This is a genomic window from Streptomyces sp. NPDC087270 (assembly GCF_044744625.1).
Lineage (GTDB): Bacteria > Actinomycetota > Actinomycetes > Streptomycetales > Streptomycetaceae > Actinacidiphila.
The window spans coordinates 626,844-646,090 of record NZ_JBIUYR010000001.1; the positions used below are offsets into that span (position 1 = coordinate 626,844).

11 protein-coding genes and 1 pseudogene are annotated in these 19,247 nt (G+C 72.2%); 4 read left to right on the top strand and 8 right to left on the bottom strand.

What is annotated here, in order from left to right:
- A pseudogene (locus ACIPAE_RS02795) lies at positions 1-3,468 on the bottom strand (hypothetical protein); the annotation flags it as partial.
- A gap of 262 nt (positions 3,469-3,730) precedes the next feature.
- Between ACIPAE_RS02795 and pepN the strand changes: the two are divergent.
- From pepN to ACIPAE_RS02810, 3 genes are all read left to right on the top strand, one after another.
- The gene (gene pepN / locus ACIPAE_RS02800) at positions 3,731-6,307 is read left to right on the top strand and encodes an aminopeptidase N (RefSeq protein ID WP_402442439.1); all 2,577 of its coding nucleotides are present in this window, start codon (positions 3,731-3,733) and stop codon (positions 6,305-6,307) included.
- 141 nt (positions 6,308-6,448) lie between these two features.
- Entirely contained in the window at positions 6,449-7,516 is a 1,068-nt protein-coding gene (locus ACIPAE_RS02805) for a hypothetical protein (protein ID WP_402442441.1), read from the top strand.
- Between the two features lie 361 nt (positions 7,517-7,877).
- Positions 7,878-8,054 (top strand): hypothetical protein, encoded by a 177-nt coding sequence (locus ACIPAE_RS02810; protein ID WP_402442442.1) that lies wholly within the window; start codon positions 7,878-7,880, stop codon positions 8,052-8,054.
- Positions 8,055-8,211: 157 nt separating this feature from the next.
- Here the strand turns inward: ACIPAE_RS02810 and ACIPAE_RS02815 are convergent, their stop codons facing one another.
- From ACIPAE_RS02815 to ACIPAE_RS02825, 3 genes are read right to left on the bottom strand one after another with little or no spacing between them, the layout of a single operon-like run.
- The gene (locus tag ACIPAE_RS02815) at positions 8,212-9,510 is read right to left on the bottom strand and encodes an SLC13 family permease (protein ID WP_402442444.1); all 1,299 of its coding nucleotides are present in this window, start codon (positions 9,508-9,510) and stop codon (positions 8,212-8,214) included.
- A complete protein-coding gene (locus ACIPAE_RS02820) occupies positions 9,507-9,965 on the bottom strand; it encodes a CBS domain-containing protein (protein WP_402442446.1) in 459 nt (152 codons plus the stop codon). The genes ACIPAE_RS02815 and ACIPAE_RS02820 overlap by 4 nt, the downstream gene beginning before the upstream one ends.
- Positions 9,952-10,329 (bottom strand): hypothetical protein, encoded by a 378-nt coding sequence (locus tag ACIPAE_RS02825; RefSeq protein WP_402442447.1) that lies wholly within the window; start codon positions 10,327-10,329, stop codon positions 9,952-9,954. The genes ACIPAE_RS02820 and ACIPAE_RS02825 overlap by 14 nt, the downstream gene beginning before the upstream one ends.
- A 491-nt stretch (positions 10,330-10,820) precedes the next feature.
- Between ACIPAE_RS02825 and ACIPAE_RS02830 the strand changes: the two genes are divergently transcribed.
- Positions 10,821-11,429, top strand: coding sequence for a superoxide dismutase (locus ACIPAE_RS02830; RefSeq protein ID WP_329366509.1), 609 nt, complete (start codon positions 10,821-10,823; stop codon positions 11,427-11,429).
- Between the two features lie 163 nt (positions 11,430-11,592).
- On the opposite strand, the gene ACIPAE_RS02835 is transcribed toward ACIPAE_RS02830, so the two are convergent.
- The 4 genes from ACIPAE_RS02835 to ACIPAE_RS02850 all read right to left on the bottom strand — a co-directional run bounded on the left by ACIPAE_RS02835 (position 11,593) and on the right by ACIPAE_RS02850 (position 19,103).
- A complete protein-coding gene (locus ACIPAE_RS02835) occupies positions 11,593-12,735 on the bottom strand; it encodes a hypothetical protein (protein ID WP_402442449.1) in 1,143 nt (380 codons plus the stop codon).
- A gap of 58 nt (positions 12,736-12,793) precedes the next feature.
- Positions 12,794-15,667 (bottom strand): DUF6571 family protein, encoded by a 2,874-nt coding sequence (locus ACIPAE_RS02840; protein ID WP_402442451.1) that lies wholly within the window; start codon positions 15,665-15,667, stop codon positions 12,794-12,796.
- A gap of 158 nt (positions 15,668-15,825) precedes the next feature.
- Positions 15,826-18,354, bottom strand: a complete 2,529-nt coding sequence (locus ACIPAE_RS02845) for an ABC transporter permease (RefSeq protein WP_402442453.1) — start codon at positions 18,352-18,354, stop codon at positions 15,826-15,828.
- Complete coding sequence (locus ACIPAE_RS02850; RefSeq protein WP_402442455.1) at positions 18,351-19,103, bottom strand: ArsR/SmtB family transcription factor; 753 nt, start codon at positions 19,101-19,103, stop codon at positions 18,351-18,353. The genes ACIPAE_RS02845 and ACIPAE_RS02850 overlap by 4 nt, the downstream gene beginning before the upstream one ends.
- Between the last annotated feature and the right edge of the window lie 144 nt (positions 19,104-19,247).

Here is a 19,247-nt window from a genome sequence, read left to right on the forward strand (position 1 = left end):
TCCGGCGACGGTCAGCCGCACGGTCTTGCCGGCTCCGACCTGTGCCTTCGGTGCCCCGGTTCCGTTGCGGGTGTCCAGGAAGCGCGTCGGCGTGATCGTCGTCAGGGCCGATCCGTTGCCGCCGTCGGTGTAGTAGCCGGTGACGTCGGCGAGGAGGTCGACCGTGCCGGCGCTGTTCTCGAGGTCCACGACGCCGTTGTGCACCGGTACGGTCACCAGGTTGGCGATGGTGTGGCCGGCCTGGTAGCTGACGCTGGAGACGGAGGGCAGTTGCTGTCCGTCGGGGTAGACGGTGATGTGGCCGGTCGTGGTGGGTTGTACGGCGGTCACGTTCATGGTCACCGCGGTGACGCCGGAGGCAGGGACGCCGTGTGCTCCGGCGACGGTCAGCCGCACGGTCTTGCCGGCTCCGACCTGTGCCTTCGGTGCCCCGGTTCCGTTGCGGGTGTCCAGGAAGCGCGTCGGCGTGACCGGGACGAACCGGCCGTGCGAGGCCGTGGCGGCGGGGGTGACGGTGAAGCCGTCCGGCAGGTAGCCGGTCGACTTGGTGCCGACGCTGTAGCCGGGTTGGTCGACGACGACGTCGTAGTCGCCCGGATCGGCGGACCCCGGGTTCAGAAGCACCGTCAACGACGTGCCGTCGGCGCTCACCGAGACGGGGCTGCTCCACGAGCCGGACGACGGGGGGACGCCGTTGCTCGCCAGTTCGACGTCCGTTCCGAGGGTGAGGTCCGAGCCGTGCACGACGACCTGGGTGGCGGTGCCGGCCTTGCCGGTCGCCGGACTCAGGGAGGTGACATCGGCGTGGGGGTGCTGGGTGGAGCAACCCTGGCTGCACACCCCCTGGACCGAGTACTCCACCGGGGCCGTGGTGTGGTCCGCCGAGATCACCAGGATGTACTGCCCGGCCGGAGCGGAGGAGTCGGTCAGGCAGGAGGAGTGGAAGCCGGGGCTGTACATGGCGCACTGGTAGGCGGTGTTGATCGAGGTCCCGGCGAAGCCCGTGGTGCCCAGGAGGTCCACCGAGAGCGCGTAGCCGGCGATGTCGCTGTCGGTGCCGTAGACGTCGAACCGCTGCGAGGGCTTGAGGTCCATCACCGCGCAGTAGCCGGACGCGGACTCGGTGAAGCTACCGCTCTGGACCGGGAAGCCGTCCGGCGAAAGCTGGTTGGCCGTGCACTGCGGCACCCAGCCGGCGGCTGTGCCCACCTTCCAGGTGTCCACCCGTGCGGCGATGGGGTCGCCGTCGTAGCCGGAGGCCACCGCGCCGATCACGTAGGACGTCGAGCCGGTGACGCGGCATGCGGTGCCCTGCTGCCAGCACACGACGGTGCCGTCGGCGTCCGCGACGAACAGGTCGGCTCCCGTTTTGTACTCCGGGTTCGGCGTGCGGACCGACAGCCACAGCTTGTCGGTGGCCGCGGCGGACACGTGCAGGCAGCCGCTGTCCAGGGCGGAGCCGAAGGAGTAGGCGGTCGCGGCGCCGCCGACGGTGAGGGACGCGGGCGCCTTGCAGGACGCGGTGGAGGAGATGTCGCGCCGGACCACGTCGTAGGTGTCGTCATAGCCGGTGCCCACCAGCAGCACCTGGTAGGCGGTGCCGGTGGCGAAGCGGCAGGTGGTCAGCGAACTGCCCGAACTGGCACAGACCTTCTCGCCCGCCGCGTCGTAGACCTGGTAGGAGGCGTCGAGCCGGTTGGAGGTGTTGGTGAAGTCGAGCATCTCCGCGGTGGAGTGGCTGTCCGCCGGGAGGGCGAGGCAGCGCATCTGCTGCGCGGCCGTGAGGGAGACCTCCGCGCCGTAGGAGCCGCCGAACGCGGACTGCGGCCAGGCGGTGCAACCGCTGGTGGAGCCGGTGCGCTGCACGGTGTAGACGTAACTGCCCGTGTCAGCACCGGAGTCGCTGCCGGTCGCGGTGTTCCCGAGCGCCAGGTGGAAGGGCGCGGTGCCGGTGAGCTTGCACACCAGGCGGACGGTGTCGTCGGCGCACTGCCGGGCGCCCGCGGAGTCGTAGACGGCCTCCTCCAGTTGCGCCCCGCGACCCTCCTGCTGGTCGAGCAGGTAGAGGCCCTGGCCGGTCGCGGTCGGCAGCGTCCAGCACAGCTCCTCGCCCTGGCCGGCGAAGGCCCCGGTCAGAGACCCGGAGGCGAACTCGTCGTCGCGGCCGGCCGTGCAGCCGTCGGTGCTCGCCGCGGCGCGGAACCACACGCCGTAGGCGGCGGGTCCGCTGTCCTGGAAGTCGCGGGCCCAGGTGTAGTCACCCGCGGTCAGCGCACACGCCGTGCTCTGGTCCTCGGTGCAGACCTCGGTGCCGTCGGCCCGGTACAGGGCGCCGGTGACGCCGTGGTCGGCGGCCGCGGTACCGAAGACGTACGGCCCGGCGGCTGTGACGTGCAGGGTGCGGCAGCGCGCGGTGGACGACGCGTCCGGGACGGTGCCGTAAGCCTGCGGGTCCAAGGCCGGGCAGCCGGTCGGAGTGGACAGGCGGGCGAAGGAGAGGGTGTAGCTGCTCTGTTCGGCTTCGCGCTGGTCGAGTTGGACCCGGTAGGGCGCGGAACCGGTGAGGGTGCAGTCCATCTCGAAGGAGCCGTCGCCCTTGGCGCACACCTGGGTGCCGTCGGCGTCGTAGACCCACGCGTTGTCGGTCCAGTCCGACACCCGGGAGCGCAGGACGTCCCCGGCCGCCAGCGGAAGGCTGTAGCAGTCGCCGGGGGAGCCGGCGTCCAGGGAGCCGGCCAGGGCGACGGGCGCGCCCAGCGCGGTGTCCTGGGCGGACAGCGTGGTGCAGGCGGCGTCCGACAGCAGGGCGTTCCAGGCGACGGTGAAGCCGGCGCCGGGGACCGTCAGCGTGTACGTGCCGGCCTGCGCGGTCGGGCAGCGCAGGGTGCCGTAGCTCTGCTGCTGCGGGTCGTCCGGACGGTCGCAGGTGAGGATGGTGCCGTCGGGCGCGGTGACCACCGGGGTCGGCGCGAAGGGGTCCCGTGCGACGACCTGGACGAAGAGCACGTCCTTCGACCGCGGCAGGTCGAGCGTGTAGACGGGGTCGCCGTTCTCCGGATCGGCGCAGGAGTAGACGGTGTGCGGTGCCAAGGCGCCGGAGCAGGCGTCGGGTGAGTCGGCGGCGGTGGTCTGCCGCACCGCCTGGGCGTGCGCCTTCTCGGCGTCGGACTTGGTCCATGCCCGCGGCGGCGCGGTGGACTTCGCGGCCGACCTTCCGGCGGATTCGGCCGGGGACTTCGCGAGGGACTTCGCCGCGGTCCTGGAACTCGCGGCCTTCGCTGCCGCCGAGCCCGGCGCGGGCTTCGCGGCCGCCGCGTCGGCTGGTGCGTGCCCGCCGGCACGGGCGGTCGAGGAGGTCCCGGCACCGGCCGGTGCCACACTCGTGCCGCCGGTCGCCGCGGCGGCCGGCGCGAGCCACAGGGTCGCCGCCGTGGCGAGCGCGGCGGTCAGCGCGGTCGTCCCGCGCACCGCCCCGGCCCTCCGCCGTCTCGTCCACGACCTGCGCCGCGACGTGGCGGCGCCTTTCGGTTCTCTCATGATCCCCCCTGGGATACGCCCTGCGTCACGATCAGCGGGAAGCCGTCGTGCGGGCAGCCGGATTCTAGGGGGTGACCATGACAATCGGGCCGGCTTTTCCCGGGGCCGCCGCCTCCTCGAAGGCCGGTTCGCGGCCGCTGCGGTCGTCTCTATCGGGTTGTCCGACGTGTGGGGGCTGGGGCAGCATGCGGGGATGCCAGCCCTTCTGCGCAACGAAGCCGAGGTGCGCGCGCACCTGCTCGACGTCCTCTCCTACTCCGTCACCTTGGACCTCACCCGTGGCGAGGAGGGCTTCCGCAGCACGGCGGTGATCCGCTTCGGGTGCGTGGAGCCCGGTGCGGCGTCCTTCGTGGACATCGAGCCCGGGGCTTTGCTGCGCGTCGAGTTGAACGGCCGGCCGCTCGACCCCGGCACCCTCGACGGCAACCGCCTGCCGCTGCCCGCGCTGGCCGCAGGGAACGAGTTGCTGGTCGAGGCCGACATGCCGTACTCGCGCACCGCCGAGGGCCTGCACCGCTTCACCGACCCGGCCGATGGCGAGGTCTACGTGTACGCGGCGTGCGCTCCCGACCTCACGCCGAAGGTCTTCGCCTGCTTCGACCAGCCGGACCTGAAGGCGCCGTTCTCCTTCACCGTCGCCGCGCCCGAGGGCTGGACGGTGATCGGCAACGGCGCCAACGGCCGCCTGCCCGACGGCCGTTGGCGGATCGACCCGATCGGCGCGATCTCCACCTACCTGACGACCGTGGTCGCCGGTCCGCTGCACGCCGTGCGCGCCGAGCACGACGGCATCCCGCTCGGCCTGTACGCCCGTCGCTCGCTCGCCGCCGAACTCGACCGGGAGGCAGGGGAGTTGTTCGAGCTGACCCGGGCGTCGTTCGACCGGCTGCACGAACTCTTCGAGGAGCGCTACCCGTTCGGCGGGTACGACCAGGTGTTCCTGCCCGAGCTGAACTGGGCGGCGATGGAGAGCCCGGGCTGCGTCACCTTCCAGGACACGATGCTCTTCCGCTCCGCGCCGACCGACGCGCAGCGCGTGAACCGGGCGGTGGTCGTGTGCCACGAGATGGCCCACATGTGGTTCGGCAACCTGGTCACCCTGGCCTGGTGGGACGACATCTGGCTGAACGAGTCCTTTGCCGAGGTGCTCGGCTACCGGATCGCGGCCGAGGCCACCCGCTACACCGGCGCCTGGGCGCTGTTCGCCGCGGGCCACAAGGGGTGGGGCTACGACGCCGACCAGCGCCCCACCACGCACCGCGTCGCCGCCACCGGGGCGGACTCCGCCGCCGAGGCGCTGTCCAACTTCGACGGGATCTCGTACGCCAAGGGCGCCTCGGCGCTGCACCAGCTGATGTACCTCCTCGGTGACCAGGCGTTCTTCGCCGGGGTCAACGCCTACTTCGCCGAGCACCGCCGGGGCAACGCCGGCCTGGCCGACTTCCTCGCCGCGCTGACTTCCGCAGACGGCCCGGACGTGCCGGGCTGGGCCGACCGGTGGCTGCGCACCACGGGCGTCGACACGCTGCGGATCGAGGTCGAGGTCGAGGCCGGGGTCGAGGCCGAGGCCGGGGCCGGGGCGACCGGCGGGGCCGTCACCTCCGCCGTGCTGGTCAACGACGGCAGCCGCCCGCACCGGGTGCGGATCGGTGTGTACGAGTGGGCCGGCGGGCGTGAGGGGCACGGCGGGGCCGGGCGGGACGGCGTACGCGAGCGGGACGGTGCCGCGCTCGTGGCCCGCCGGCGGCTGGACGCCGAGGTCGCGCCCGGGGGACGTACCCCGCTGCCCGAACTGGTCGGTGCGCCGCGCGCCGCCCTGCTGCTGCCCAACGACGGCGACCTGACCTGGGCGCGGGTCCGGCTCGACGAGCACTCCGCGGCCACCGTGACCGCCTCGCTGTCCGCCGTCGAGGACGAGTTGGGCCGCGCCGTGCTCTGGGAGCACCTCCGGGACCTGACCCGCGGCGCCGAACTGCCCGCCGCCGACTACCTGCGCCTGGTCGCCGCCCACCTCCCGGCCGAGAGCTCGGACAGCATCGTCGGGGCGGTGCTGACCTTCGCCCGCGACCATGTCGTCGCCCGCTACCTCGACCCGGACCAACGGCCCGCCGCGCTCCTCCTGCTCGGCGACGCCGCACGCGCCGTGCTCGCCCGCCCGGACGCCGGACGCGGACTGCGGATCGCCGCCCTGCGCGGCGTGATCGACACAGCGTCGGGGGAGGGCCGGCGAGCGGAGCTCGACGGCTGGCTGGACGGCCGCGACCTGCCGGACGGCGTCGACTTCGACGCGAGCCTTCGCTGGGCCGCGCTGACCCGGCTCGCCGCGACCGGGGCGGCCGACGAGGCACGGATCGCCGCCGAGCTAGCGGCCGACCCCAGCGACACCGGTGAGCTGGGCGCGGCCCGGGCCCGCGCCGCGCTCCCGGACGACGCCGCGAAGGAACGGGCCTGGCAGCGGCTGTTCACCCCCGACGCGCTCGCCGGCCCCCTGCTCACCGCGACCGCGGAGGGCTTCTGGCGTTCCGGCTCGCCTCGCGGCCAACAGGACTACGCGCTGCGGTACTTCGAGGAGGTCCCGGCGGCCGGGCAGCGTGGTGGCGCGGTCGCGGGCGCACTCGGCCACGGGCTCTTCCCGGTGGGCGCGGCCCACCCGGACACCATCCGCGCGGCGGAGGCGTGCCTGGCCAGGACCGACCTGACCCCCTCCCTGCGCCGCCACCTCGCCGACGGCCTCGACGACCTGCGCCGCGCCCTCGCGCACCGTCGCTGACAGCAAGCGGCCCCCGGGAGACCAAGCGACGCCCGGCCGGTTCGGTCCGGCCGATACCGTTGCCCGATACCACCGTTGCCGGCGATGGTGCCGGCGCGGACAACCGACAACTCCACAACTCCACGGGGAATCAGCGCCGTCATGCCGCATCGCACTCGACGCACCGCGTCCACCACCACTCTGCTCGCCGCCGCCACCGCCTCGCTCGCCCTCGCCGCGGGCTGCTCCTCCTCATCCGGCTCCCCCTCGCCCTCCGACTCGACGGCGACGAGAGCCGCCGCCGAGCAGCCGCTGCTCCCCGCGAGCGAGGCGGACAAGGTCGTCGACACCTACCAGAGCGTCAACAACCAGGCCAACGCCCAGCACAGCCCGACGCTGATGGCCAAGGTCGAGGCCGGCGCGATGCTCGCCTCCGACAACGGGTACTTCACGCAACTGCCCAAGCTGGACAAGAAGGAGGTCGCGGCGAACCTGGCGCCGTTCGTGTACGTCCAGCGCTCCTTCTTCATACCGCCGGCCTCCGCGAAGGCGAACTGGTTCGTGATGAAGGCCAGGATCGCGGAGCTCAAGGCCGGCAAGGCGGGCACGCCGGCGACCACGTACATTCGCTTCCTCGTCTTCCAGCACCTGAGCGGTGGTTGGCGCGCGGTGGCCGCGGCCGGCTTCTCCGGGGCCGAGCAGAAGGCCGTCCCGGCGCTCGCCCTCGACGGGAACGGCCTGGCGACCGTCGTCGACCCCGCGGCCAAGATCGGCACCCACGCGCCGAAGGACCTGGCCGGCATGGTCGCCGACCTCTACGCCACCGGCGGCGAGAAGTCCGACCTGGCGAAGACCAAGGAGCGCGACGCCGCCATATCCGTCTACACCGATCGCGGCAACAGCATGGACGGCCACGCCTACGCCGACTACAAGGCCGCCCGCCCGCCGGCCGGCGCGACCTTCGCCCTCCGCACCAAGGACGGCGGCGCCCTCGTCCTCAGCGACAGCGCCGTCGACGAGACCGTCCTAGCGAAGGACCTCACCTCCGCCGTCAACCTCGGCCCGAGCCTGCAACCGTTCGTGAAGAACGGCTCCGTGCCCATGGACCAGGTGGTGGAGCACGACATGCAGTCCCAGCTCGGAGTCATCTCCCCTTCCGGCCGCACCTCCGTCTACACCATCGACCAGCAGACCACCGCCGTCGACGCCACCCCGTCAAGCGCGGCGTGAGCCCGGCGTTGGGCTTTCGCCCCGGACCGTTCGTGACATCCGGGAGTCCCTGCTCGCCGTGACGGACACGGCCGCCTCGCCGCGCTCCGGCCAGGGCTCCCCGCTGCCGTTCGACGGGCTGCCGGCGGAGGCCGCGCACCGCCGCCTCATTTGGCCGCCGTGATCAGCCGACGGCCCGACATCCCGGCGGCCCGACGGCGGGTGTGCGGAACGGGGTTCGGGGGCACCCTGCCCGCCGCCCCCGGTGGACAGCCCACCGTCCGCTCAATCCGGTTGCACGGGTGGGGCACCCGCGCCGGCCACGGCGACCCGCTGGGGCTCCTTGGCCCAGTAGCAGGCGTTCCCGATCACGGCGCTGGGCGTGCTCTTCCGGGACCGGGGGGACCTGGAGCGGGCCGTGCAGGCGTTCGTGCGCGCCGAGGAGTTGGGCGACGGGTACGCGATGGAGTACCGGGCGCGGATCTTGGCTGCCCGAGGCCGGCACGAGGAGGCCGACGCGCTGCGCGCACGGGCGGCGGCGGCCGAGCGGATGCTCTGAAACGTACGGGCGTCACGGGCGCGGCGCTGACGTGAAGGGGGGAGCGGGCGGCTTTCGCCGGGACGAGGCGCTGGATCTGCTCGGCCCGGCTCGCGCGATACGCGGCCCGCGCAGGGACGAGCGCACCGTGCGGGCCGGCACGTCGTCGCGGCAGGCGCTAGGCCAGCGCGAAGTAGCGCAGCCACAGGTAGACCGCTGACGTGCCGACCGTCGCGGCGGTGACGACGAGCCCGTAGCGGGTGAACTGCCAGAAGGAGATGGGGCGTCCGGAGCGTTCGGCGATGCCGAGCACGACGACGTTGGCGGACGCGCCGATCGCGGTGGCGTTGCCGCCCAGGTCGGCACCGGCCGCCAGCGCCCACCACATCACGTGGTCGCTCGCACCGCCGAGGTGGTGGACGAGGTCGGCGGTGACCGGCGCCATGGTCGCGACGTAGGGGATGTTGTCGATGACGCCGGACAGCACGCCCGAGGCGCCGAGCATCAGCATGGAGCCGCCGAACTCCTTGTCGCCGACGGCGCCGGCGAGCGCGTCGGAGACGTGTGCGACGACCCCGGTCTCGATCAGCCCGCCGATCATCACGAACAGCCCGGCGAAGAACGCCAGCGTCGGCCACTCCACCTCGGCGAGCACCTCGCCGGTCTCCACGGTGGAGACCGCCACCAGCAGACCCGCGCCGAGCAGCGCCACGATGCTCGGCTCGAACCCGATCAGCGGGTGCAGCACGAACCCGGCGATCACCAGGCCCAGCACCGTCAGCCCCTGGACGAGCAGCCGCGCGTCCCGGATCGCCTCGCGCCCGTCCAGCGCGAGCACTTCGGCGGCGCGGTCGGCGTCGTAGACGAAGGCGGAGCGGAACATGAGCCGGGCCAGGCCGATCAGCACCAGCACCAGCAGCACGGCCAGCGGCGCGAGGTGCACCAGGAAGTCGTTGAAGGTCAGCCCGGCCCGGCTGCCGATGATGATGTTCGGCGGGTCGCCGACGAGGGTGGCGATGCCGCCGATGTTCGACGCGAAGACCTCGACGATCAGGAACGGGGCGATCGGCAGCGCGAGACGCTCGCAGATCAGCAGCGTGACGGGGGCGACGAGCAGCACGGTGGTGACGTTGTCCAGCAGCGCCGAGGCGATCGCGGTGATGGCGATGAGCATCACCATCACCCGGAAGGGCCGGGCCCGGGCCTTCCGCACCGACCAGATCGCGAGGTACTCGAACAGGCCGGTGCGTTTGAGCACTCCGACGATCATCATCATGCCCATCAGCAGGAAGATGACGTTCCAGTCGATGCCGGCGCGCTCGGAGTAGAAGGCGGCGTTGCCGTCGGTCGCCCCGACCAGCAGCATCAGCGACGCGCCGCCCATCGCCGCGGCGACGCGGTGTATTCGCTCGCTGATGATCAGGGCGTAGGTGCCGATGAAGACGGCCAGCGCCGCCCAGCCGTGCCAGTCGTTCATGCCACTCCGAGCAGTCGGTCCAGCAGATGGGAGGCGGTGATCACGCCGAGCAGGCGGGTGCCGTCGGGTTCCTTCGCCATCACGGCGACCAGCGGGCTGCGTTCGCGGGCCATCAGCGCCGCCACCTCCAGCACGGTGGCGTCACCGGCGACCACGGGCGCCGCCATCCGCTCCCTCGGCAGGATGTCGGCGACCGCCCGGTCCGCCAGCGCGGCGCAGAGCCGGTCCGCGTGCTGCTCGTCGACGACGGCGGCCAGCGTCGGGTCCTCGACCACGTACGACGGCACCAGGAGCCGTACGAACCGCGAGGCCGGCACGATCGCGTACGGGGCGCCGTCCGCGTCCACCACCAGCACCCCGGGCAGTCCGCGGCCCGCCAGCAGCCGGGCCGCGTCGAGCGCGGGGCTGCCGAGGGTCACGGTCGGGTAGGACCGGGCGAGTTCACGAGCGCGCATGTCCTGCCTCCTGGGTAGGGGCCGTGGGCGGCGGCCCTGGTTCGTCGCCGGGCGCGACGCCGGGCGACTCGCCGGGCGACTCGAACGCGGCCGGACACGGGCTCGCGCGGAAGGAGAGGTGCCGGCCACCGGTGAACAGCACGGTGAACGGCACGGTGAACAGGGCGGTGAACGGGCCGAGATCGGCGGTGGCCGCGACGATCGGGCTGCCTGGCGGGCTGCGTACGCGCCCGAGCCCGCCGTCACCGACGAGCGCGCCGCCGACCGGGAAGGGCGGGGAGGCCGGCCGCACCGGCCGGGGGACAACACCCGACCGCGGCACCGCGACCAGCGGCGCCGCCCCGAAGACGACGACGAGCACCATGGAAGACCCCGATCAGCGAAGAGAGTTCTCTCGTATTCGCCGACCAGACTTCCCGGCACACCAGCAGCAAACGTACACGACCTTCAGGCGGCTGCGGCGGGAGTCCGGAACTGCGGCAGGGTCGGTGGCTCCTCCACCGTCGCGGCGCTCCCGGACCTCGCCGTGGTCTTCGTGCCTTCGAGGCCACGACGGGTCCGGGCCATGAGGGGTGTACTGCCGGTCCAGGGCTCAGCAGGTCCTTCACGCCCGTGACCTGCGGTTTCCGCGCCACCAGGCCGGTCGCCGTACGGGTGCTCAGTGGGCGGGGCCGGCCGGCCGGCGGGTGCCGGGTGAAAGACGATCAGCGAGGAAGCGGGCTTCCGGAAGCTGTCGGGCGGGCCCCGCCCGACACCATGCTCCTGCAATAGAGAAGCTGTTGCAAGCTCTTCGCAATAGGGGTCTAGGGTGGGTCGTGGCATGTTGACGACCATCGTGGAAAGGGGCCGTGCCTGATGGGCACCTACGCTCTTCCGGACCTGCCGTACGACTACTCCGCGCTCGCGCCGGCGATCACCGGGGAGATCCTGGAGCTGCACCACGCGAAGCACCACGCCGCTTACGTCAAGGGCGCGAACGACACGCTGGAGCAGATCGCCGAGGCCCGCGACAAGGACGCGATCACCCCGACCGGGCTGGTCGGGCTGGAGAAGACCTTCGCGTTCAACCTCTCCGGGCACGTCCTGCACTCCATCTTCTGGCAGAACCTCTCGCCCGACGGCGGGGACCGCCCCGACGGCGCGCTGGCCACCGCGATCGACGAGCACCTCGGTGGTTTCGAGGCGTTCAAGAAGCAGCTCACCACCGCCACCGCGTCCGTGCAGGGCTCCGGTTGGGGCGTGCTCGGCTGGGAGCCGCTGGGCAAGCGGCTGATCATCGAGCAGGTCTACGACCACCACGGCAACGTCGGCCAGGGCACCACCCCGCTGCTGGTCTTCGACGCCTGGGAGCACGCCTACTACCTCCAGTACAAGAACGTCCGCCCGGACTACGTCACCAAGCTGTGGGACCTGGTGAACTGGACCGACGTCAGCGCCCGCTACACCGCCGCCACCGCGAGCTGAGGGCCCGCGCCGCGCGGGGAGCGGCGCCGGTAGCCCCCGTCCGCCGGGTCGGGCCCGTCAGCAGCCGGGCCTGACCCGGTGCCGCCCCCGCCGCACGCGGCCAGTGCGAGCAGTGCGAGCAGTGCGCCGGCCAGAGCCGTGGCGGCGGGACGGGTGCGGGGGTTCATGCCTGGGTCGCCGGGAGGCGGACGACGTAGGACTTCTCGCCGGCGAGGGTCAGTTGGCCGGCGTGGTAGGTCAGGGTGCGGGGGAGGGCGCAGGGGAAGCGGGTGGCGTCGACGGGGTGGTGGACGTCGCAGGTTCCGCTCTTGGCGGCGCTCGTGGAGGGCTTCGCGGACAGCAGCAGGGTGGCGCTGCCGTCGTGGAGGTGGAGGACGTAGTCGCCGTTGCCGTGGGTGAGTTGTACCGCGTGGACGTAGAGGCCGTCGGCGCCGTCGGAGGCGAGCCAGGTGGTGGTGAGGTCGGCGGGGCGGCCGTTGACGCCGGGGACGGATGCGGGCAGCGACAACGCGGTCGTCCCGCCCTGGGGGGAGACCACGCGGACGTCGGCGAGGGTGGTGGAACTGCTCTTCGTCCCTCGCAGGTACGTCGTGCCGTCGGGGGCCACGGCGTCGCCCACGTTGAGGAAGGTGGTGTCCTTGCCGTGGCCGACCGGTTGCTGTGCGACGCGGGTGAGCCGGCCGGACGACAGCGACCACAGCGCGCGGTCGTCGACGAGCACGACCGCGCCCGCACGGGTCACCCCGACCGGGGTGACCGCTTGGGTGAAGCGGACGTCGCCGGCCGTCGCGGTGGCGGGAGCCGAGGTGTTGTAGGGACGTGTCCGGTCGGCGTCGCCGGCCAGGACCGAGGTGTTCCCGCTCTTCGGGTCGAGCCGCACCACTTCGGCGCCGTGCCCGAACACGACCGAACCGTCCGGCATCGCCACAAGGCCCTCCGGCGGGGTCGCGTCGAAGAGGTTCCCGGTCGTGGGGAAGGTCTTCCCCTTGCCGGTGGCGCTCAGCCCGGTCAGGGCCGGGGAGTTGAGCAGATAGGTGGTGCCGGCGGCGTCGGTGGCCGCCCCGTTCGGATGAAGGGAGCCCAGCGCCTGGCCGACGGTGGTGCTGCCGTCGTACGTCCCGAGCAGCGCGGCCTGCCCCGGCTTCGGCGCGTGCGGCTTCCCCTTGCCGCCGCAGCCGGCCACCGCGACCAGCCCGACCAGAGCGACCGCGACCGAGACGGCGACGGTGGACGCGGCCGTACCGCGTCCGCGCGCCGGCCGTACCCGCCGACCCGCCCCAGATCCGCCCGCGCCAGATCCGCCCACCCCAGACCCGCGCGCCCCAGACCCGCCCGCGACCGTTCCGGCCACCCGCTCAGCTCCGTCAGTTGACATTGTTCGAGCTCCCTGTGTGCTCGGAGGTGGTCTGCGAGTGGCCCTCCTTCGCGTAGTTGGAGAGCTGGTTGATGGTGTTCTGCTGGGAGGTGGGCAGCCCGTCGAACCACCGGTCGTACTCGGTCCCGTTGAACTTGGTCATGTCGAAGTTCCCGTCGTGGTACCAGGCGTACGGCGGCGGGTTGATCGTGCCCGCGTGGATGAGGCCGTTGGCCGCCGGTATCTGGAGGGACTGCTCCTCCTGGAAGTCGGCCTTCTGCGCCGCGTTGGTGACGTCGGCGGCGTGGGTAGTGGAGAACTGGTAGGAGAGCCAGGCGCTGCCGCCACCGTTGGCCATGGCCACGATCGCGGGCGCCTCCTCCGGGATGAGCGGACCGATCAGGCCGCCCGCGATCCACGCGTACATCGCGTCGTTCTGCGCCTGCGCGTCGGCCTTCGCCGCCGGCTGGTACTTCAGGTCGCTCATGACGTTGTCGATGCTGCCGTCGAGCCGGCCCAGGTTGGTGAGGACCGTGCTGGCGTCCTTCGAGGAGCTGTCGCCCTGGTAACGGGCGCTCTCGGTGGTGATGTTGGCGTGCACGGCGGCCCGGAAGTCGCCGGCGGCCGCGGGGTTGCCGTTCATGAACTCGTGCATGAAGAGGTTCAGGTCCGTGGGGTTGGCGTTGATCTGCGGCCGGCCGCTCGCGTCGTGGTCGACCTCGAATCCCGCCGAGCCCATGTGGGTCTGCGCGCTCGTGAAGTCCGGCACGTAGGCTCCGGCGACGTCGGCGAGGGCGACCCCCAGCTTCGGCGGCAACTGCTGCCCGCCGGACTTGTAGTGGCTCGCGCCGGCCTGGAAGACGTTCGCGGCGGCCTTCGTGGCGTCGGTGTCGATGTCCTTGTTGCCGCTGCCGCGCTTGGTCGCCTGCAGGAGGACCTGGGAGGGGAACTCGGAGTCGTCGCTGATTCCGGGTGTCTGCCAGTTGGCGTTGACGAGCTGCTCGGCGGCGAACTTGCCGTCCCCGCCCGAGAGCAGGTCGCGGGACGCCTGCTGGTTCTCGCCGAGCTTGGACAGCACCGCGAGGCTGGGGTCGTTGGCGGAGATGCCCTGCGCGATCGCCGTCTGCTGCTCGATGTTCTGGTCGACGTTGTCCTCGTGCAGGCCGAGTTCCTTGTACCAGGGGTCCTTGTCCGGGTCGACCCAGCTGTCGACCAGCGCGAGGCTCATGTCCCCGGGGGAGTAGCTCGGGCGCAGGTTGTCCTTCTGGTCGGCTCGCCAGTGCAGGGCGGCGTCGCCCATGTTCGTCAGGAACGTGGGTTCCCACTTGTCGCCGGACGGGCCGTACTTGACGAGCATGCTCGCCGACCACATGTCGTGGGGGGAGGTGAAGGTCTTCGCGTCGAACTGCGGGAGGTTGCCGGCCTTGCTGAGCTGGGTCGCCGCCGCCAGGTTGTCGCCGAACTCGCCGAGGATCTTGGTCGAGTCCGGGCTGAGCACGGTGCCGCCGTGGGTGCCGTCCATGGCGTGGAGTTCGAGCGCCAGGTTCGATTCGAGGTCGGCGCCGCCGTTGCCGTAGTAGCCCTGCATGAAGCCGGTGTCGTTCTTGCCCGCTTCGGCCTGGTCGGCGGCGGAGTGGATCGCGGTGCGGGTGGCGGGCCACTTCGGGTCGGCGCTCTGGGTCAGCTTCAGCAGTGTCGCGGTCTGGGTGCCGGTCTGCTGCGGGGTGGCGCCGGCGGGCGTGCCGAACATCTCGAAGGTGGTGGCGATGAAGTCCTGGTAGTCGCTCTGCTTGGCGTTGCTGCCGCTGAGCGCGCTCATCGCGGCGGTGGCGAAGTCGGTCTCGGTTCCGGAGTGCAGGACCGGGGCGTAGTACGAGCCGTACGGCCCCTGGGTCGAGTGGTCGCCGGAGCCTGCCATGAGGGTGGCCTGGAACGCGGCGGTCATGTCCGCGTCGTGCTGTGAACCGACGTATGAGGCAAGGGACTTGAGGTTGCCGTTCAGGTCGGTCTTGCCCGGGTCCTGGCCCATGTTGGCGAAGACCTGCTGGGTGGCGGCCTCGTTCGGGGACAGCGCGTGGAGGTCGAGTGCCACGACGTCCTTCGGCAGCCCGAGCACGTCGGCGGCGTCGAACGGGTCGCTGCTGAAGTTCTGCTTGGGGTCCTTGGCGAACTGGTCCATCCCGGCCGCCCGGGTGGTCTTGACCAGGAAGTCCGTGGAGAAGTTGCCGTACTGGAGCATCGCGGCCCGGTTCCAGGCCGCGCTGTTGGAGCCCTTGGGCAGGGGCGAGGTGTAGTACGAGACGACCTTGTCGAAGCCCGGCACCGGGTAGGCGGCGTCGGTCGCCGTGCCGAGGGCGTGGCTGAAGACCGTCAGGTCGCTGCCGGCGGTGCTGCTGTGGGTCGAGGCGAGCAGCGTGGGCAGTGAGGTGGCCTCCGACGGGGTGAGGTTGGCGTAGAAGGCCGCGCAGTAGTCCGGGTCGTCCTGGTGTGCCAGCAACTCCTGGGCGAGCGTGTGGTATTGGTCGCCGGCCTTGCTGTCGCCGCCGTTGTTGGCGTTGAACTGCTGGGCCAGCTTCTTGCCGTCCGCCTGCGCCTGCGCGGACGACTCGGTGACCGGCTCCGGGATCTGCACCATGTGCATGTCCGGCCCGTTGCCCGCGGCCGCCGCGGCGGCCAGGGTCTCCCGCCGTTTGAGCTTCGGCGACTCGTCGTCCAGCCAGCCGCAGATCGTCAGGAGACTGCTCAGGTCCTGGGTGTCGAGCCCCTTCGCCGTGAACTGCCCCATGTAGCGCGACACCAGGTCCCGCAGATGCTGCCGGTCACCGTCGAACGACGAGATCATCTGCTTCAGCGCGGTCGGGTCGATACCCGAGAACTCCCCCATGGCGTCCCCCCGTGGACTTCATGGCGCCGGTCGGCGCCGCCGCTTCCATTAACGCACCCGAGCCCGCCGCACGCCCGTTCGCCGCGAGATCCTTGACGCTCCCTGTACGTTCGCGGGCCCATCTGCCGGGACGGACCGCGCCGGGCCGATCGCGCGCGTCATTCCTGGGCCGTCGCCACCGTCACCGCCCGCACCCTCAGTGCCACGCGTCCGGGCAGCGTGGTCGCGACGAGCGCGAGGAGTCCGGCCGCGGCGACCACCGTCACGTACAGGTGCGGGGTGACGGCGGGTGCCGTGCGGCCCGTCATGCCGATGCTGAACGAGGTCAGGACGGCCAGGGCGATGCCGCTGCCGAGGAGGGTGCCGAGCAGGAGGACCGACAGCGCCTCGGTCCGCAGCATGCCCAGCACCTGGCGGCGGGTCGCACCGGCCAGCCGCAGCAGCGCGAACTCCCGGACCCGCTCGGAGACGGACATGGCGAGGGTGTTGACCACCGCGATCGCCGTGAAGGCCAGGACGAGCCCCATGGCGATGAGGTTGACCTCCGCGTCGGTCTGCTGCCGCCGCGCCTGGAGGGAGTCCGCGGCGGCGGGGGAGAGCACCCGAAGGCCCGGGAAGTCGCGCAGATTCGCGGCGAGTTGTGAGCGGGTGCGGTCCGTGCTGACGAGGAGGGAGGCGGCGAGCGGGTTGTCGACGTGCCGGGCGAGCAGGTCGTGCGCGAAGGTGAGGTCTCCGAAGCCGAGCCCCCTGGCGTAGACGGCGGCGACGGTGAGCGTGGCGGGGGTGCCGTCGCCGAGGGTGAGTCTCAGGGTGCTTCCGGGCTTCACGTGGTGCTGGCGCGCGGCCAGTTCGCTGACCGCGACGCTGTGCTCGGTGAGCCCGCTGAGGGAGCCGGCGGTGACGTGCGGGTCCCAGGTGCGGGCGAGCCCGGCCGGCGTGACGCCCTGGGCCGGGTACTTGTCGAGGCCGATCCGGACGGTCGTACGGACCACTTCGGTGACGACGTCGTGCCGGGTGCGCAGTTGACGTGCCGCCTCGGACGGGACGCCGGGCCCCTGGGAGGCGACCACCCAGTCGGCCAGGACACCCGCACGGGCCTGGGCGCGAGCCGCGTCGCCGAGGGTGGACTGCACGAAGAGCACCGTGCAGGTCATCGCGACGAGCAGGGTGAGGGGGGTGACGACGGAGGCCATACGGGTGGCGTTGCCGCGGAGGTTGGCGGTGGCGAGCCTGCCACCGGGACCGGACCAGCGCAGCGGTCCGGCCAGCAGAAGGGCGGCCGCTTTGACCAGGAGCGGCCCGAGCAGCGCGACGGCGGTGGACAGGACGACGACGGCGAGGAACGTCACCGGTGTGGAGGCGGGTTCGGTGTGCAGGCTGCTGAGCAGCGCGACCAGGACGCCGCCGCCGGCGAGCAGCAGGAGGCCGGCGAGGAGGCGTCCGTAGGAGAGCCGGGTGGTTTCGGTCCGGGCTTCGGTGAGTGCCTCGGCCGGGTGGATACGGGCGACGCGGCGCGAGGCGATGCGCGCGGCGGCCCACGCGCCCAGCAGGGTCACGGCGAGGCCGGCGAGCGGGGGAACGAAGCCGGAGGTGTGCTGGAGGGTGGTCGGCACCGCGCCCGCAGCGGTGAACCGGGCGTACAGCCAGTCGCCCAGGGGGAGCCCGAGCAGGGCGCCGGCCGTCCCCGCGGTCGCTCCGACGATCAGGGCCTCCCGTCCCAGGAGCTTGCGGATCTGCCCGGAGGTGGCGGCGATGGCGCGGAGCAGGGCGAGTTCGCGGAGGCGTTGCTGGACGGAGAGCGCGAACGTCCCCACGACCACGAGCACCGCCACGAGCAGCGAGGTGCCTCCCATCGCGCCGCCGATGCTGACCAGCTTGACGCGGGCCGCGGCGGCGTCCAGGAACTCCACCGGACCGCGGGCGCCTCCGGTGCTGACCTGGGCACCGGTGCCGTGCAGCGCCGCAGCCACGGCATCGCGCAGCCGGCCCGGATCGGTGCCCGCCGCCGGGATCACGCCGAACGCGGTGACCTGCCCGGGGCGGGCGGCCAGCCGGCTCGCCTCGGCGGCGGAGAAGAAGAGGGACGTCTGGTGGGTCACGCTCGTGGCGGGGGTGGCGACACCGCTGACGCGGTAGGTGCGCGGAGCCCGCGTCGACTGGACGGTGAGGCGGTCACCGGGTTCGAGGTGCGCGCGCCCGGCGAGGTAGCCGTCGACCACGACGTCGGAGTCGGCCGTGGGAGCGGTGCCCGCGGTGAGCCGGTACGGCGTCAGCGCGGCGGATTCCCAGGCGTGTCCGTAGGCGCTCCTCCCGCCGGTGCCGTTCGCGGTCAACGGCTCTGCCAGGAAGGTGAGTTCGGGGATGACGCGGGTGACGCCCGGAGTCGCGGACAGGGTGCCCGCGATGCCGGCCGGGAGCCAGGCGCGTTCGGCGACAGGTTTGGCCTTGTGTTTGACCTTGGTCTTGCCCTTCTTGTGCTTCACGGTGGTCTGGTGGACGTTCTGGTCGGCGGAGACCACGATCGGGGCCGCGGCGTAGCGCTCGGTTCTGACGCTGCCGCGCAGCCCCGTGTCCAGGAGCGTGCCGCACGCGGTCATCAGGGCGGCCGCGCACATCAGGGCGACGAAGGCACCGAGGAAGCCCGCCTTGCGCGCGCGGACGGTCTTCAGGGCGTAGCGCAGCATCATGAGTGGTCGGCCTTCCTGCTGTCGTGTGCGGTCTCGTTTTTCGGGCCGGCTTCCGAACTGCCGTGGTCAGCGGGCTCGTTCACCGGTTCGGCCGTCGAGTCGTTCACCGTCTCGTTCACCGTCTCGGGAGTCGGCTCGCCTGTCGGCTCGGGCGCCGGGAATCCGAGGAAGCGGGTCAGCAACGTCCGTGCGTCGGGCGGCGTTTCGGACTCGGGCCGCTTGTAGCGGTTGAGGAGGGCGATGTACTCCTCGAAGAAGGACCTGAGTTCGGGCAGCGTGAGCCGGACACTGCCGCGCGAGTAGAGGAACGCGTCCGCCCAGGGACCGTCCTCGGCGTCCCGTTGCAGCCGTTCGAAGAGCTCCAGGTCCCCGGCGTACGCATGGTGGTTGAGCTCATCCATGACCTGCCGCATCTCGGGACTCTGGCGGCTGCGCGGCGGGAAGCGGCGGTCCCCGGGAACCATCCGCCACCACCGCTCGCGGTGCGCGCTCGGACCGCCGTCCGTCTCCTCGACGAAGCCGTATCTGGCCAGTTCGCGCAGGTGGTAGCTGGTCGCGCCGGTGTTCAGCCCGAGGGCTCGGGCGAGCATCGCCGACGTGGCCGGGCCGTGCAGGGTCAGGTGCTGGAAGACGGCCTGCCTGCGAGGGTGGGCGAGGGCTTTGAGCGTGGCGAGGTCGCCGAGTTCGACGGGCGTCGCGAAGGCGCCTCGTGCCGCGGGGAGTTCACCGGAGCCGGGTTGCTGGGGCATGGCTCCACAGTCGTCCGTGCACAGGTGTCTGTGCACTGCGGCAACCCGGCGTCCTCGAACGGGGGTTACCCCCACCATCCGCGGCCGTCCGGTGCGGCTTGAGCTCAACCTCGGTTGAGGTCGTAGCGTCGAGGCAGCCACCGC

Excerpts from the sequence above, each read along its gene's own strand:
- ACIPAE_RS02805 (WP_402442441.1), top strand. The coding sequence starts at position 6,449 with ATGCCGCATCGCACTCGACGCACCGCGTCCACCACCACTCTGCTCGCC.
- ACIPAE_RS02815 (WP_402442444.1), bottom strand. The coding sequence starts at position 9,510 with ATGAACGACTGGCACGGCTGGGCGGCGCTGGCCGTCTTCATCGGCACC.
- ACIPAE_RS02840 (WP_402442451.1), bottom strand. The coding sequence starts at position 15,667 with ATGGGGGAGTTCTCGGGTATCGACCCGACCGCGCTGAAGCAGATGATC.
- ACIPAE_RS02850 (WP_402442455.1), bottom strand. The coding sequence starts at position 19,103 with ATGCCCCAGCAACCCGGCTCCGGTGAACTCCCCGCGGCACGAGGCGCC.
- pepN (WP_402442439.1), top strand. The coding sequence starts at position 3,731 with ATGCCAGCCCTTCTGCGCAACGAAGCCGAGGTGCGCGCGCACCTGCTC.
- ACIPAE_RS02845 (WP_402442453.1), bottom strand. The coding sequence starts at position 18,354 with ATGATGCTGCGCTACGCCCTGAAGACCGTCCGCGCGCGCAAGGCGGGC.
- ACIPAE_RS02825 (WP_402442447.1), bottom strand. The coding sequence starts at position 10,329 with ATGGTGCTCGTCGTCGTCTTCGGGGCGGCGCCGCTGGTCGCGGTGCCG.
- ACIPAE_RS02830 (WP_329366509.1), top strand. The coding sequence starts at position 10,821 with ATGGGCACCTACGCTCTTCCGGACCTGCCGTACGACTACTCCGCGCTC.
- ACIPAE_RS02820 (WP_402442446.1), bottom strand. The coding sequence starts at position 9,965 with ATGCGCGCTCGTGAACTCGCCCGGTCCTACCCGACCGTGACCCTCGGC.